This window comes from Amycolatopsis sp. WQ 127309 (assembly GCF_023023025.1).
Classification (GTDB): domain Bacteria; phylum Actinomycetota; class Actinomycetes; order Mycobacteriales; family Pseudonocardiaceae; genus Amycolatopsis.
Genome location: NZ_CP095481.1, coordinates 7,229,030 through 7,243,296, shown reverse-complemented (window position 1 = coordinate 7,243,296; position 14,267 = coordinate 7,229,030). Strand labels below are relative to the sequence as shown.

The 14,267-nt window shown below is 74.2% G+C and carries 13 protein-coding genes; 5 read left to right on the top strand and 8 right to left on the bottom strand.

Annotation, left to right across the window (positions count from 1 at the left end; translation table 11 throughout):
* Positions 1-83 precede the first annotated feature (83 nt).
* Positions 84-1,523 (bottom strand): FAD-dependent monooxygenase, encoded by a 1,440-nt coding sequence (locus tag MUY22_RS32720; protein ID WP_305879318.1) that lies wholly within the window; start codon positions 1,521-1,523, stop codon positions 84-86.
* Positions 1,524-1,638: 115 nt separating this feature from the next.
* On the opposite strand from MUY22_RS32720, the gene MUY22_RS32715 reads away from it, so the two are divergent.
* A complete protein-coding gene (locus MUY22_RS32715) occupies positions 1,639-2,604 on the top strand; it encodes an Lrp/AsnC family transcriptional regulator (protein ID WP_247051026.1) in 966 nt (321 codons plus the stop codon).
* Between the two features lie 6 nt (positions 2,605-2,610).
* Here the strand turns inward: MUY22_RS32715 and MUY22_RS32710 are convergent, their stop codons facing one another.
* Complete coding sequence (locus tag MUY22_RS32710; protein ID WP_247051025.1) at positions 2,611-4,065, bottom strand: alpha/beta hydrolase; 1,455 nt, start codon at positions 4,063-4,065, stop codon at positions 2,611-2,613.
* Between the two features lie 85 nt (positions 4,066-4,150).
* On the opposite strand from MUY22_RS32710, the gene MUY22_RS32705 reads away from it, so the two are divergent.
* Both MUY22_RS32705 and MUY22_RS32700 read left to right on the top strand, forming a co-directional pair.
* Positions 4,151-5,296, top strand: a complete 1,146-nt coding sequence (locus MUY22_RS32705; RefSeq protein ID WP_247051024.1) for a sensor histidine kinase — start codon at positions 4,151-4,153, stop codon at positions 5,294-5,296.
* Positions 5,293-5,898, top strand: coding sequence for a response regulator transcription factor (locus MUY22_RS32700; protein WP_247051023.1), 606 nt, complete (start codon positions 5,293-5,295; stop codon positions 5,896-5,898). Before MUY22_RS32705 ends, MUY22_RS32700 begins: the two co-directional genes overlap by 4 nt.
* Here the strand turns inward: MUY22_RS32700 and MUY22_RS32695 are convergent.
* The 3 genes from MUY22_RS32695 to MUY22_RS32685 are packed head-to-tail and all read right to left on the bottom strand — an operon-like array spanning position 5,895 to position 9,005.
* The gene (locus MUY22_RS32695; RefSeq protein ID WP_247051022.1) at positions 5,895-6,698 is read right to left on the bottom strand and encodes an alpha/beta fold hydrolase; all 804 of its coding nucleotides are present in this window, start codon (positions 6,696-6,698) and stop codon (positions 5,895-5,897) included. The genes MUY22_RS32700 and MUY22_RS32695 overlap by 4 nt on opposite strands.
* Entirely contained in the window at positions 6,691-7,977 is a 1,287-nt protein-coding gene (locus MUY22_RS32690) for an O-acetylhomoserine aminocarboxypropyltransferase/cysteine synthase family protein (RefSeq protein ID WP_247051021.1), read from the bottom strand. The genes MUY22_RS32695 and MUY22_RS32690 overlap by 8 nt, the downstream gene beginning before the upstream one ends.
* Positions 7,974-9,005, bottom strand: coding sequence for an isopenicillin N synthase family oxygenase (locus tag MUY22_RS32685; protein ID WP_247051020.1), 1,032 nt, complete (start codon positions 9,003-9,005; stop codon positions 7,974-7,976). Before MUY22_RS32685 ends, MUY22_RS32690 begins: the two co-directional genes overlap by 4 nt.
* A 237-nt stretch (positions 9,006-9,242) precedes the next feature.
* Here MUY22_RS32685 and MUY22_RS32680 point away from each other — a divergent pair, with 237 nt between their 5' ends.
* A complete protein-coding gene (locus MUY22_RS32680; RefSeq protein WP_247051019.1) occupies positions 9,243-10,406 on the top strand; it encodes a S8 family peptidase in 1,164 nt (387 codons plus the stop codon).
* 53 nt (positions 10,407-10,459) lie between these two features.
* On the opposite strand, the gene MUY22_RS32675 is transcribed toward MUY22_RS32680, so the two are convergent.
* Positions 10,460-11,281 (bottom strand): hypothetical protein, encoded by an 822-nt coding sequence (locus MUY22_RS32675; protein ID WP_247051018.1) that lies wholly within the window; start codon positions 11,279-11,281, stop codon positions 10,460-10,462.
* A gap of 234 nt (positions 11,282-11,515) precedes the next feature.
* Entirely contained in the window at positions 11,516-12,052 is a 537-nt protein-coding gene (locus MUY22_RS32670; protein ID WP_247051017.1) for a TetR/AcrR family transcriptional regulator, read from the bottom strand.
* A gap of 86 nt (positions 12,053-12,138) precedes the next feature.
* Between MUY22_RS32670 and MUY22_RS32665 the strand changes: the two genes are divergently transcribed.
* Positions 12,139-13,104 carry a TIGR03564 family F420-dependent LLM class oxidoreductase gene (locus MUY22_RS32665; RefSeq protein ID WP_247051016.1) on the top strand — a complete coding sequence of 322 codons (966 nt, stop codon included), beginning with the start codon at positions 12,139-12,141 and terminating at the stop codon, positions 13,102-13,104.
* Here the strand turns inward: MUY22_RS32665 and MUY22_RS32660 are convergent.
* On the bottom strand, positions 13,062-14,249 hold the full coding sequence (locus MUY22_RS32660; RefSeq protein WP_371827700.1) for an FAD-dependent monooxygenase: 1,188 nt from the start codon (positions 14,247-14,249) through the stop codon (positions 13,062-13,064). The genes MUY22_RS32665 and MUY22_RS32660 overlap by 43 nt on opposite strands.
* Positions 14,250-14,267 lie beyond the last annotated feature (18 nt).

The window sequence follows — 14,267 nt, the reverse complement described above, 5'->3', positions numbered from 1 at the left end:
TCGTCCGGTCGCCCCGTCGACACCGACCGTAGCCGGGGTCCACCCCGCGAATACCCAGTCCTGCTCGCCGCGAACCGGCCCGGTCAGCCGCGTGGTTCGCCGAACCAGCGGGCCAGTGCCGGTTCCAGCTCGCCGGTGTCACCGGCCCAGCAGACGTAGCCGTCCGGGCGGACCAGCAACGGCTCGGTCGCCGCGCCCATGCCCGCGCGGTCGACCCGGTCCGACCAAAAGCCGGCCACCTCGGCGAAGGCGTCGTCCGGGTCGAGCAGGACGCCACGGCCCGGGCGCAGCAGCTCGTGCAGCCGGACCTCGCCCAGCCGCAGGTCCGGCGCCGGGCGGCCGACCAACGGGTGGACCTCGGTGCCCGGCATCTCGTAGCGGATCGCCATCCCGGACAGCAGGTCGCCGAGGTGGCGCTGCACCTCCGGCAGCTCCGCCAGCGCCACGAACAGCTCCCGGGTGGCCACGACGTCCGGGTCGCGGGTGCCCGCCCAGTCCATCAGCAGGCTCTGCGCCTGGACGTTGCGCAGCACCGCCGCGCCGACCGGGTGCCGCTCCGCGTGGTAGGTGTCCAGCAGGCCCGCCGGCGCCCAGCCGTGGACGGCGGCGCCGAGCTTCCAGCCGAGGTTCAGCGCGTCCTGCATGCCGGTGTTCATGCCCTGCGCGCCGAGCGGCAGGTGGACGTGCGCGGCGTCGCCGGCCAGGAAGACCCGGCCGTGCCGGTAGCGCTCGGCCTGGCGGGCCGCGTTGGTGATGCGCCGGCCGTAGCGCAGCTCGAGCAGCTCGACGGCGGAGCCGAAGACCTCCTTCAGGCCGCCGCGGATCTCGTCCTCGGTGACCGGGACGTCCCGCGCCGGCGCGTCCGGGCCGCCCAGGACGAGCCGGCGCAGCGGCCGGCCCCGCGCGTCCGTGCCGAGCGGGTACAGCGCCGCCCAGTAACCGTCGTCGGTCCACGTGTGCGACATCGGCTCGCCGGCACCGCTCAGCCGGACGTCGGCGGCGATCACCGTCGACGTGCCCGGGCGGCCCGGGAACCCGGCCCCCAGCAGGGATCGCACCACGCTGTGCGCGCCGTCGGCGGCCACGAGGTAGCGGGCGCGGAAGACCGCGCCGTTGCCGAAGGTGGCGGTGACGCCGTCGGCGTCCTGGTCGAGGCCGGTCAGCTCGTGGTCGCGCCGGACGTGGACGCCGTGCGCGGCGAGGTGCCGCTCGAAGAACCCCTCGATCTCGACCTGCGGCACGGACCGCCACGGCAGGCGGTGGGCGGTGTGCTCCGGCGAGAACCCGATGCCGGCGAAGTGCCCGGCGCTGGTCGGGTAGTTCCCGGTCGCCAGCAACGGTTCCAGGAGCCCGCGCTGGTCGAGCGCGGTCAACGTGCGCGACTGCACGCCGCCGGCGCGCGAGAGTTCGCTGCGCCGTGGCAGCTTGTCGACGAGCACCGCGGGCGTCCCCGCCACCCGCAGCTCGTTGGCCAGCGTCAGCCCGGTCGGGCCGGCGCCGACGACGAGCACTCCGGTGTCCATGGTTTCTCCCCTGGTTCGTGTCGATCAGGACGAGATCCACGCTGCGCCCGCCGCCGCGGCCGGGCCAGAAATGACGTGATCCGCGGCCGAATCCGGCACCAGTAGGCTTGTCACGGTGGAATCCGACTACGACGAGCTGGACCGCCGGCTCGTGCACGCCCTGCAGGTCGACGGCCGGGCCGCGTTCAGCACGATCGCCGACGTTCTCGGGGTGTCGGATCGCACCATCGCCCGTCGTTACGCCCGGTTGCGGGCGCTGGGGGCCGTGCGGGTGGTCGGCGACGTCGACCCGGCCGCGCTGGGTGGCGCGCTGTGGTTCCTGCGGGTGCGGTGCGCGCCCACCGCGGCGGTCCCGGTCGCCGAGGCGCTGGCCCGGCGGCCCGACACGTCGTGGGTGAGCCTGACCTCCGGCGGCACCGAGATCACCTGCACGGTGCGCACGGAGACCGCGGCCGACAGCGAGGCGCTGCTGCTGGCAAAGCTCCCTCGCACCCCGCGCGTCGAGGGCGTCACCGCGCATTCGGTGCTGCACACCTTCTACGGCGGGCCGGACAGCCTGATCGCCAAGCTCGGCCGGCTGGACGAGGCCGCCGTCGAGCGCCTGCGCCCACCCCCGGCGCCCCGCCGGCCGGGCCCGGTGCGGCTCGACGACGGCGACCGGAAGCTGCTCGCCGCGCTGGCCACCGACGGCCGCACCGGGATCACCCGGCTGGCCGCCCGCACGGGCTGGTCGCCGACGACGGTCCGGCGCCGGATGAGCGACCTGCGCGACCACGGCGTCCTGTACCTGGACATCGACATCGACGCCCAGCTCTTCGGCACCGGCACGAGGACGCTGCTCTGGCTTTCGGTCGTCCCGGCCCAGCTGGCGCGGGCCGGGGAAGAGCTGGCCGGGCACCCGGAGGTCGCGTTCGCCGCGGCCACGACCGGGCCGAGCAACCTCTACGCCACCGTCGTGTGCCCGGACCAGCGGGCGCTGTACCGCTACCTGACGACCCGGGTGGCGGCGCTGCCCGCGATCACGCACATCGAGACGGCGCCGGTGATCCGGACGGTCAAGCAGGCCGCGAACCAGCCGTGACGCGGGTCAGGCCGGGCAGAAGGCGTCGTGCGCCGGCCGCCGGCCCGTCGCGAAGTAGCCGGTCACAGCGGTGGTGCCGCACTTGTTCGCCGCGAAGAGGTAGACGCCGTGGCCGCCTTGGTCGACCGTCACCATCCGGGCCCGGTCGCCGAACGCCGCGCGCAGGCGCAGGGCGTCGGGCAGCGGGGTGGCCGGGTCGCGGAGGTTCTGCACCATGAGCACAGTGGACGGTCCGCGGCCGGTGATCCGTACCCGCGGCTCGGCCGGCGCCGGCCAGAACGCGCACGGCCGGATGTTCGCCGTGAACGGGCCGTACTTCGGGTACCGGATCCGGTCGACCGCGACGTTGCGCTGGTAGGTCCCCACCGACTGCGGCCACCGGGAATCGCCGCAGACCACGGCGAGGTAGCTCGCCGGGAAGTTGTCCCCGGCGGGAGCCGCGGCACCGGAGCGCGCCGACGCCGGCCGGCCGGTGTCCAGCTCGTGCCACAGCGTCGCCAGCCCCGGCAGCAGGGCGTCCGAGCGCAGCGCGAACGCGGTGATCGCACGGAACGTCGTGCCGTCGTAGCCCTGCGCCGGCGTCCGGTCCAGGCGCCCGGTCAGCTCGAAGTACTTCGCGGTCACCGCCGCCGGCGTGGCGCCCAGGCCGTACCGCCCGGGATCGGCCGCGGCGAGCTTCGCGAAGTCCGGGAACCGGGTTTCGAAGCCCAGCCCCTGGCTTCGCAGCGCTTCGACGTCGTAGCCGTCCGGCCCGAGGCTGCTGTCGAGGACGATCCGGTCACTGCGATCCGGGTACAGCGTCGTGTACACGGCGCCGAGGTACGTCCCGTAGGAAGCGCCGTAGTACGACAGCTTCGGCGCGCCCAGCGCCGCCCGGATCCGGTCCACGTCGCGCGCGGTGTTCGCGGTCGTGACGAACGGCAGCATCGCCGCCGTCTCCGACGTGAAGCACTGCCCGGCGACGGTCTTCGCCGCCTCCGCCGCCTTCGTCACGTCCGCCGCGGTGTGCGGGAAGGGCGGGTTCACGCTCGTGCCGACCTGCTCCGGGGTCATGTCGCAGGTCACCGGCGTGCTGTGGCCGACCCCGCGCGGGTCGAAGCCGATCACGTCGTAGGCGTCCCGCACCTGCGGCGGCAGGCCGCCGTCGGCGAGCGTGACCGGGAAGTCGAGGCCGGCCAGGCCGGGCCCGCCCTGGTTCACCAGCAGGACACCGCGCCGCTGCGCGGGTTTCGCGCTCGCCAGCCGCGAGACCGCGACGCCGATCTTGCGCCCGTCCGGGTGCCGGTAGTCCAGCGGCACCTCGAGGGTCCCGCACTGCAGGCCGGGCTTGGCGACGTCGGCCGGGCACGGCCCCCACACCAAGGGAGTCTCATCCACCGCGGCGACCGCGGGCACCCCCGACGTCACCGCGGCCGCGGCGAGCGCCACCGGCAGGATCTTCCGCATCAGTTTCTGCACCATGGCTTCACCGCACCACCGCGCGGCCCGGCCGTCCCGTGCCATCTGTCATGGGGCGGCGCGCACCGCCCGTGCTTAGGGTGAGCACGTGAGCAGGCGTGATCCCGACCGGTTCTCCGTGCGGCAGTGGCCCGACTGGAGTTTCTGGGCGAACCGGCGAAGCCGGGTGGCACCCGTGGTGGTCAACGGCCTCACGCTGCTGGTGCTGATACCCCGGATCACCCTGATCGGCCACGGTCCGTACGGCCCGTGGCGCACGGGCCTCGCGCTCGGCGCCATCGCCGGTTACGGCGCCGCCTACGTCTTCACCCTGTGGTCCGGGCCCGCGGCGGCCACGCGGCGGCGCGCGGCCATGGTGGCGGCGGTGTTCGCGCTCGGTCTGGCGCCGGCGTTGCTCCTGGGCTCGCCCGGTTACCTGACCGATCTGACCTTCGCCATCGCGGCCGGGCTGATGCTGCTGCCGCTGCGCTGGTCGGTCCCGCTCGGGTTCGCGACGGCCGCGGTCCAGCTCGGCTGGATGCGGTTCGGCGACGGGCACGTGAGCTGGGGCCAGGTGGCCACGCTCGGCGGGCTCACGGCCGCACTGGGCGTCGTCTTCGCGCTGACCTTCACGATCGGGCACCTGAAGGCCGCCCGCGAGCAGATCCGGCGGATGGCCGTGCTGCGGGAACGCGAGCGCGTCGGCCGCGAACTGCACGACATCCTCGGCCACAACCTCTCGACGATGGCCGTCAAGCTCGGGCTGGCCCGGCGGATCCTGGAGTCGGCCGCGGACCCCGATCTCGCCCTGGCCGAGGTCCGGGACCTCGAAAACCTGTGCCACCAGTCGCTTTCCGACGTGCGGGCCACCGTCTCGGGCTACCGCGAGGTCTCGCTGGCCACCGAGCTGTCGGGGGCCCGGCTGGCCCTGCGCGCCGCCGGGGTGCGGGCCGAGCTGCCGGTGTCGGTCGACGCCGTCCACCCCGAGCTGAACGGCGTTTTCGGTTACGTCGTCAGGGAAGCCGTCACCAACGTGCTCCGGCACTCCGACGCCGGGCGGTGCCGGGTCCGCGTCGGCCCGGACTGGGTGGAGATCACCGACGACGGCGCGGTCGCCGCCGCGGCCCCCGCCGGGCACGGCCTCACCGGGCTCGCCGAGCGGCTGGCCGCGGTGTCGGGCGTCCTCGAACACGGCCGGGGCCCCCGCGGCGGCTACCGGGTGTTCGCCGCCACGGCCGGGACGGCGCCGGCGTGATCCGCGTGCTCCTGGCCGACGACCAGGCCCTCGTCCGCGGCGCCCTCGCGTCGCTGCTGCGGTTCGAGCCGGACATCGACGTCGTCGCCGAAGTCGGCTCGGGCCCCGAGGTCCTCCCGGCCGCGCGCCGCACGAGCCCCGACCTCGCCCTGCTCGACGTGCAGATGCCCGGCCGCGACGGGCTCGCCGTCACCGCCGAGCTCCGGCACGCCCTGCCGGACTGCCGGGTGCTGATCTGCACCACCTTCAGCCGGCCCGGGTACCTCGCCCGGGCGCTGTCCGCGGGCGCGGGCGGGTTCGTCGTCAAGGACTCGCGGCCCGAGCAGCTGCTCAACGCGATCCGCCGGGTCCACGCCGGGCTGCGTTTCATCGACCCGGCCCTCGCGGCCGAGTCCCTCGCCACCGGCGCCAGCCCGCTCACCGCCCGCGAGGCCGACGTGCTCCGCGCCGCGGCCGAAGGCGGCACGGTCGCCGACATCGCGGCGGCGCTGGGCCTGTCCGCCGGGACGGTCCGCAACCACCTGTCCTCGGCGATCGGCAAGACAGAAGCCCGCACCCGCGCCGAAGCGGCCCGCCTCGCCGAGACCCAGGGCTGGCTCTAGCCGCGGGCGTGTTCGGCGGCGAACTCGGCGAAGACGCGGTGGACGTCGTCGCGGTCCAGCTCGTTCAGGATGTTGTGGCGGTCTTCGGGGAAGACGACCACCCGGGCTTCCGGCAGCAGCTCGGCGGCCTTCCGGGCGCCGTCCGCGGGGGCCAGGTCGTCCTCGGCGCCGTGCAGCAGGAGGACCGGCAGGTCGAGCTTCGGGAGGACGGCCGTCGCCCGGGGTGCGGCCGCGCCGAGTGCGCCCAGGGTTTCCAGGCGCAGGCCGCCCTGCCAGGTCAGCGGGTCGTCGCGGATCTGCTGCGCGTAGCTCGGGTGGCGGGTCAGCTCGCCGGGGTCCTTGCGCAGCTCCCAGGGGTCGACGCCGCTCGCGAGCAGGTTCACGAGCCCGCCGGCGGCGTCCGGCACCAGCGAGGAACCGGCGAGCACCAGCGCTTTCGGGCGGTCCGGGAGCCGGTCCTCGCCGACGAGCAGCGTGGCGACGGTCGCGCCGAGCGAGTGGCCGGCGACCACCAGCGGCAGCCCGGGATGCGCGTCGCGCGCCAGCTCTGCGAGCGTGGCGGCGTCGGCGAGCAGGTCGTCGACCGACTCGATCAGGACGCGCTCGCCGTCGCTGTGGCCGTGCCCGGCGTGGTCGTGGGCCCAGACCGCGAACCCGGCGCCGGTGAGTGCGTCGAAGAGCGGCTGGTAGCTGCCGATGTGCTCACCGAGGCCGTGGAAGAACACCACGAGCGCCTCGGGTTCGGGCGGGCTCCACTGTCCATAGTGGATCTTCCCGCGGCTTCCGGTGAATTCAGCCATCGCGCGTCCCCAGTCCGTGTGCCAAGTCGGCGAGCAGGTCGCCGATCCCTTCCAGGCCGACCGAAAGCCGGATCAACCCCGGCGTGACCCCGCTGGCCAGCTGCTGCTCCGCGTCGAGCTGGGCGTGGGTGGTCGACGCGGGGTGGATGACGAGGCTGCGCACGTCGCCGATGTTGGCCAGGTGGCTGAACAGCCGCACCCGGTCGACGAACCGGATGCCGGCCTCCACGCCGTCCGCCAGGTCGAACGCCACCACCGCGCCGACGCCGAGCGAGAGGTAGCGTTTCGCCGCGTCGTGCCACGGGTTGCCCGGCAGCCCGGCGTAGTGCACCGCCTCGACCTCGGGCCGGTCGGCGAGCCACGCGGCGACGGCCCGCGCGTTCGACACGTGCCGTTCCATCCGCAGCGACAGCGTCTCGATGCCTTGCAGGAGCAGGAAACTGTTGAACGGCGAGACCGCGGGGCCGAGGTCGCGGACGAGCTTGGTGCGCAGCCTGAGGCTGTAGCCCAGCGCGCCGAACTCCCGCGCGAAGACGAGCCCGTGGTAGCTCGGGTCCGGCCGGGTCAGCTGCGGCCAGCGGTCCGGGTCCGCGGTGTAGTCGAACGTCCCGCCGTCGACGACGACGCCGCCGATCGCGGTGCCGTGCCCGGACAGGAACTTCGTCGTCGAGTGGACGACGACGTCCGCGCCGTGCTCCAGCGGCCGCGCGAGGTAGGGCGTGGGCACGGTGTTGTCGACGACCAGCGGCACCCCGGCCGTGTGGGCGACCTCGGCGACGGCGCTGATGTCGAGGACGTTCCCCCGCGGGTTGCCCACGGTCTCGGCGTACAGCGCTTTCGTCCCGGGCCGGATGGCGGCGCGCCAGGCCGCGAGGTCGTCGGGGTCGCGCACGAAGCCGACGGTGATCCCGAGGTCGGCGAAGGTGTGGGCGAGCAGGTTGTACGTGCCGCCGTACAGGCTCGCCGCCGCCACGATGTGGTCGCCGGCGCGGGCGATGTTCAGCAGGGCCAGCGTCGTCGCGGCCTGGCCGCTGGCCACCGCGACCGCGGCGACGCCGCCTTCGAGGTCCGCGAGCCGCTCCTCCACGACCACGGTCGTCGGGTTCGACAGCCGGGTGTAGGCGTGCGTTTCCAGTTCGCGCAAGGCGAACGCCTCGGCGGCGTGGTGCGCGTCGGCGAAGGCGAACGACGACGTCTGGTACACCGGCGTCGCGCGGGCCCCGGTCGCGGGATCCGGGCGGGCGCCGGCGTGGATCTGGCGGGTCTCGAAGGTGCTCACCCGCGCTCCGCCAGCACGTCGCTCCACCACCGCTGCGCGACCTTCGGGTGCGACCGCAGCCAGCCGACCAGCGCGTTCTCCCCGAACGCCGCGTGCAGCGGGTTGTCCGCGTCCTCGCTGACGCCCTTCGCGTCCGCGGCCAGCTCCGGCGGGAGCCGCAGCGGTTCGACGACGGCGTCGAGGCGGGGCCCGAGGAAGAACGGCACCGAGAACCGCTCGACCCCGGCCTGCGGGCTGACGACGCGGTGCCGGGTGGCTTTCAGGTACCCCTGGGTCGCGATCTCCAGCATCTCGCCGATGTTGAACACGAAGCTGCCCGGCACCGGGGTGGCGTCGATCCAGCTGCCGTCGGCCGCCTGGACCTGCAGGCCGCCGATCCCGTCCTGCTGCAGCAGGGCCAGGTAGCCGTAGTCCTTGTGCGCGCCGACGCCCTGGTCCCGCTCGGCCGACGGCCGGCCGGGGTAGCGCAGGATCTTCACGTGCGTGGACGCTTCTTCGTCGAACCACGCGTCGAAGTAGGCCTCGTCCTGGCCCAGCGCCGCGGCGAGCGCGCGCAGCACCTCACGGCTGACGCGCAGGGCTTCGGCCTGCCATTCGAGGGTGGTCTCGCGGAGCCCGGGAAGCGCTTCCGGCCATTGGTTCGGACCGATGAGCCGCTGCCACGCGGGGCCGCCGGGCGCCACCGGCTCGCGTTCCGGGCCGATGTCGATCTGCTCCCGCCAGTCGGGCGTCCCGCCGGTGTACTCGTGGCCGGTGCGGGTGTAGCCGCGGAACTGCGCGGAGTGGATGTTCTCGATCGCCAGCCGCTGTTCGACGGGCAGCGCGAAGAACTCCTGGGCCGCGTCGAAGATCCCGCTGGTCAGCCGCTCGGGCACGCCGTGGCCGACCACGTAGAAGAAGCCGACGTCGTGCGCGGCCCGCCGCAGCTCGCCCAGGAACTCCGCGCGGTCCGCGGCGGGCCCGCGCAAGCGCGAGATGTCGATCAGCGGCAGGGCGGTGGCCGCCCCGGATTCCTCGAGCGTCGTCACGTCTCGCAGCCTAGGCCCGCCCCGGCGCCCGGGCCGGGTGGTCCCACATCGCGGACAGGTCCGAGCGGGGCGTCCAGTCCGCGGAAACCTGCTTCCGCCGCGGGAAAACGCTTGCCCGGCGTCGTTGCGGAACCGCAAAACCCGCCGTAAAACCGCAAAAATCCGCGGCTGCCGAAGAAACACCGGGCGACCTAGCTTCGGAGTCGGAGAAACCCACTTCCCCCCGAGGAGCAGGAAATGCGCGCAGCGAGATCCGTCGGAGCCGCCGTCGCCGTCACGGCGGCCGTCGTCCTGACCGGAGTCACCCCCGCCCAGGCCGCGGAAGGCGTCGTGCTCGGCGCGGCCGACGCGAACGCCGTCAAGGACAGCTACATCGTCGTGCTCAAGGACAACGCGACCGACCGCGGTGACCTGGCCCGGCGCTACAGCGGCACCGTCGACCGGGTCTACACGCGGAACCTCGCCGGGTTCTCGGTGCACCTGGACGAAAAGCACGCCAAGCGGCTGGCCGCCGACACCGCGGTCGCGTTCGTCGAGCAGGACAGGACCGTGCGCACCGAAGCCGTGCAGCAGAACCCGCCGTCGTGGGGCCTGGACCGGATCGACCAGCGGAACCTGCCGCTGGACAGCAAGTACACCTACGCCACCACGGCGTCGAACGTGAACGTCTACGTGCTCGACACCGGCATCCGCGCGACGCACCAGACCTTCGGCGGCCGCGTGCACCAGGGTTTCGACTTCGTCGACAACGACACGAACGCCGACGACGGCTACGGGCACGGCACGCACGTCGCCGCGACGATCGCCGGGTCGCAGTACGGCGTCGCGAAGGGCGCGCAGCTGTACCCGGTGCGGGTGCTCGGTTCCGACGGCAGCGGCACCACCGCCGGCGTGATCGCCGGCGTCAACTGGATCACCGCCAACGCGAAGAAGCCGGCCGTCGCCAACGCCAGTCTCGGCGGCGGGGTCTCGACCGCGCTCGACACCGCCGTCCGCAACTCGATCGCCTCCGGCGTCACCTGGGCGGTCGCGGCGGGCAACTCCAACGCGAACGCCTCGACGTCGTCGCCGGCCCGCGTGGCCGAGGCGATCACCGTGGCCGCCGCGGACAAGACCGACACCCGCGCGTCCTTCTCCAACTACGGCGCCGGGGTCGACCTGTTCGCCCCGGGCGTCGGCATCACGTCGGCGTGGAACACCAACGACACGGCCACCTACACCGGCAACGGCACGTCGTTCGCCTCGCCGCACGTCGCCGGCGCGGCGGCGCTCTACCTGGCCACCCACACGACGGCGACCGCGGCCCAGGTCGCCCAGGCCCTGATCACCGCCTCGACCCCGAACCTGGTCAAGAACCCGGGCAGCGGCAGCCCGAACCGCACGCTGTACGTCGCTCCCTGACGCCGCCGCGCAAGGAGGGTGTGGCCCCGGCACTCGCCGGGGCCACACCTGTTTCACGTCTCCCAGCGGATCCCGATCCGGCCCGCGACGTCGGCCTCGGCGACGTGCACGGTCCCGCCGGAGTCCGGCACCAGCTCACGGTCGGCGTCCTCGCCGTGGACGCGGACGCACTGCGCGGGCAGCTCGGCGAAGCGGGCTTCGAGCAGGTAGTCGCGCACCGGCCGGTCGAAGATCCGCACGTACCCCCGCGCGACGGGCCGGGCCGGGAACGTCGCGCGGTATTCGACGACGACGGATTCGCCCGGCGCGGGCGGTGAGTCCAGCACGAGCTCGGCGGTCAGCCGGTCGTGGTCCAGGTCGTGCTCGACGCTGCCGACGCGGCAGTTGCGGTCCGCGACGATCTTCGGCGCCACGCCCGGCTCGAAGTGCCACCGCACCGGCCAGCGGTCCAGCCCGGCCGCGGTGGCGCGCAGGACGACGCGGGCCCGGACGGCCGAGAGCCCGCCGAGCGCGTCGATCTCCGCCCGGTCGTGCTGGCTGACGGTCACCAGCTGCCCGGCCCGGCCGCGGACCGGGGCCCGGCCACGCGGCCGCGACGGCCCGAGCAGGGTCCCGAGGGAGCCGGCGGGCAGCTCGAGCACCTGCTCCAGCCCGGTGAGGACCCGCAGCGACTCGGCGCGTTCCGGACGGCGGCGGCCCGACTGCCAGAGGCTCAGCGTGGGCACGCTGACCGAGAGGCCGCGCCGGGCGAGCCGGTGGCGGATGCGGTCCAGGGACAACCCGCGCGCGACGATCGCCGCCCGCAGCGCGGCCGGGAACGGCCCGTGCGCGAGCAGGTGGTCGAGATCGGCCGGCCGTTCGGTGGCGCGGTGCATGAGGACTCCTCGGGACGGATCGGTCGCGGAGACACGCTCAGCGACAACAGACCCGTCTCGCGGACGCCGTCGGACACGGTCGTGTGAGACGCCATCCCGTTGCCATGCACCGAAAGTAAGAACACGTGCGTGAAGTGTCAACGATGTCCGAATCATGAACATTTCTCACGACGTGCCGCGGACGCATCCCGTGCCCGGAGGGGCCAACACGGCGACCGGAAGCGCCCACACGCGCTACGTGCGGACGCACTCCTGGCGCAGGCCGTCGAGCATCACGGTCGTCAGGTGGTCGTCGGGCCGGGCGCCCGGGCGGCAGACCACCACCGCGAGCAGCGCGACGACCTCCGGCGGCGGGATGTCCCGGCGCACGGTGCCCTCCCCCTGCGCCCGCTGGACGACCCGCGCGAACAGGTCGTTGCTCTCCTGTTCCAGCTCGGGCAGCCCGGTCCCGGCGGGCAGCGACCCGGCCAGCGACTTGGCCAGCGCCAGCGGCAGGCCGGCGCAGAACCGCACGATCGCCACCAGCGCCTGCCACGCGGTGTCCTCCCGCTCCAGCGCCCCGGCGCCGAACTCGATCAGGTCGCGCAACGCGCCCGCGGCGATGTCCAGCAGCAGCGCCTGCCGGTCCGGGAAGTGCCGGTACAGGGTGCCGACGCCCACCCCGGCCGCCTGGGCGATGGTGTCCATGCAGACGTCCGGGCCGCGCTCGGCGAACAGGGTCAGGGCGGCCGCGGCGATCCGCTCGCGGTTGCGCTGCGCGTCCGCTCGCATCGGCGTCCCTCCCATCAACCGGAATATCACCTTCAGTTTAGGGTACGGTGGTTCCGGAAGATGAAGTTCCGGTTCACCTTGGAGGCATGATGCGGATCGGCCTGTACGTCCCGAGCGCGGACGTGACCCTGGACGACATAGGCGCGCAGGTCGGCGCCGCGGAGACCGCGGGGCTGGACAGCGTCTTCTTCCCCCAGCTGACGGCGTGGGACGCCCTGACGGTGGCGGCCCTGGTCGGGCAGCGGGTGCCGCGGATCGGCCTGGGCACCGCGGTCGTGCGGACCTACGCCGTGCACCCCCTGGCGCTGGCCGGGCAGGCGCTGAGCGTGCAGGCCGCCATCGGGAACCGGCTGACGCTGGGCATCGGGCCCAGCCACCGCGAGGTCATCGAAGGCCAGTACGGCCTGTCGTTCGACCGCCCCGCGCGCCACGTCCGTGAATACCTCCAGGTGCTGCGGCCCCTGCTGCGCGGCGAAGAGGTCGAGCAGCGCGGGGAGGCCGTCAGCGCCGCGGGGATCGTCGACGTCCCGGGCAGCACGCCGCCGTCCGTGCTCGTCTCGGCCCTCGGGCCGGTGATGCTGCGGATCGCCGGGGAGCTCGCGGACGGCACGACCACGGTCTGGGCCGGTCCCGAGGTGATCGGCGACCACATCGTGCCGGCCGTCACGCGAGCCGCCGCGGCGGCCGGGCGGCCGGCGCCGCGCGTCGTGGCCACGATCCCGGTGAGCGTGACGGCCGACCCGGACGGCGTCCGCGCGGACCTCGCCGCCCGGCTGGGCGCCGCCAGCCGGTTCGCCAGCTACCGCCGTCTCCTGGGCGAGCAGGGCAAGACCGACACGTCCGAGACCCTCGTGGCGGGCGACGAAGACGCGGTCGCGGCCGCGATCCGCCGCTTCGCCGAAGCCGGCGTCACCGAACTGGTGGCCAGCGTGGCCGGCGGCGAAGCCGATCGCGCCCGGACCGTCGAAACCCTGAGGCACCTGCGGGAAACCCTGCCCCAGACCGACGACTACGGCGTGACCGAGGCCCCGGCGTCCGGCACACCCGCGTAGTCGGGCAGCTCGACGCCGTTGATCGCCCGCTCGACCAGCTCGGTGAGCGCCTCCATGTCGGGCTCCTCGCTCGGCTCGTCGTCCGGCCCGGGGACCGCGAGGCTGCGCACGTGCAACCGGCCGATCTCCTGGTTGGCCTCGACGAACGGCCGCATCCGCCGTTCGTAGCCGGCGAACCCGGCCGCCGGGTCCCAGCCGGCGGCGGCCAGCTCCCCGGCCAGCAGGTAGGCGCCGACCAGGGCCAGCCCGGTGCCCTGCCCGGACATCGGCGACGCGCTGAACGCGGCGTCCCCGAGCAGCCCCACCCGGCCGCTCGACCAGCGGTCCAGCACCACCTGGGCGACCTGGTCGAGGTAGAAGTCCGGGGTGTCGTCCAGGTGCGCGAGGATCCGCGGGGCCAGCCAGCCCAGGCCGGACATCCGCTCGCGCAGCAGGTCCTTCTGGGCCGCGATGTCGCGGTAGTCGACGTCGAACTCGGCCGCGGGGAAGGAGAACATGGCCATCGCCCGGGTGGTGTCCCCGATGGGCCGCAGGCTGGCGGAGCGCCCGGACGCGCGGTCCTGGTGGTCGAGCAGCCAGCGATCCAGCCCGAACTCGTCGGGCACGCTGTAGAAAGCGAGCACGAGCCCGAGGTGGCGGACGAACCGCTCGCGCCGTCCGAAGACCATCGCCCGCAGCGCCGAGTGCAGCCCGTCCGCCCCGATCACGAGGTCGAAGCGCCGCCGGACGCCGCCCGCGAAGGTCACGTCGACACCGGCGTCGTCCTGGATGAGCTCGGCGATCCGGTCGCCGAAGAGGTACTCGACGCCGTCGCGGGTGTCGTCGTAGAGCACCTGGGACAGGTCCCCGCGCAGGATCTCGATCTCCGAGATGTACCCGTCGCCGCCGTCGTCCTCCGCACTGAAGGTCTCCAGCACGGTCCCGTCGGCGTCCACGGTGTGCGCGCCGGCGGTCTGCGTGCGGGCCGCGCGCACCGCCGCGTCCAGCCCCATCCGCCGGATGACCTCCTTGGTCACCCCGCGCGCGTCCACCGCCTGCCCGCCGGGCCGCAGCCCGGGGGCCCGCTCGACCACGGTCACCTCGGCCCCGCGCCGGCGCAGCCAGTGGGCCAGCGCCGGCCCCGCGATGCTCGCTCCCGCCACCAGAACCCTGATACCGCTCAC

Coding starts and splice junctions, on each gene's coding strand:
- MUY22_RS32720 (WP_305879318.1), bottom strand. CDS start 1,523: ATGGACACCGGAGTGCTCGTCGTCGGCGCCGGCCCGACCGGGCTGACG.
- MUY22_RS32710 (WP_247051025.1), bottom strand. CDS start 4,065: ATGGTGCAGAAACTGATGCGGAAGATCCTGCCGGTGGCGCTCGCCGCG.
- MUY22_RS32695 (WP_247051022.1), bottom strand. CDS start 6,698: ATGGCTGAATTCACCGGAAGCCGCGGGAAGATCCACTATGGACAGTGG.
- MUY22_RS32680 (WP_247051019.1), top strand. CDS start 9,243: ATGCGCGCAGCGAGATCCGTCGGAGCCGCCGTCGCCGTCACGGCGGCC.
- MUY22_RS32675 (WP_247051018.1), bottom strand. CDS start 11,281: ATGCACCGCGCCACCGAACGGCCGGCCGATCTCGACCACCTGCTCGCG.
- MUY22_RS32670 (WP_247051017.1), bottom strand. CDS start 12,052: ATGCGAGCGGACGCGCAGCGCAACCGCGAGCGGATCGCCGCGGCCGCC.
- MUY22_RS32665 (WP_247051016.1), top strand. CDS start 12,139: ATGATGCGGATCGGCCTGTACGTCCCGAGCGCGGACGTGACCCTGGAC.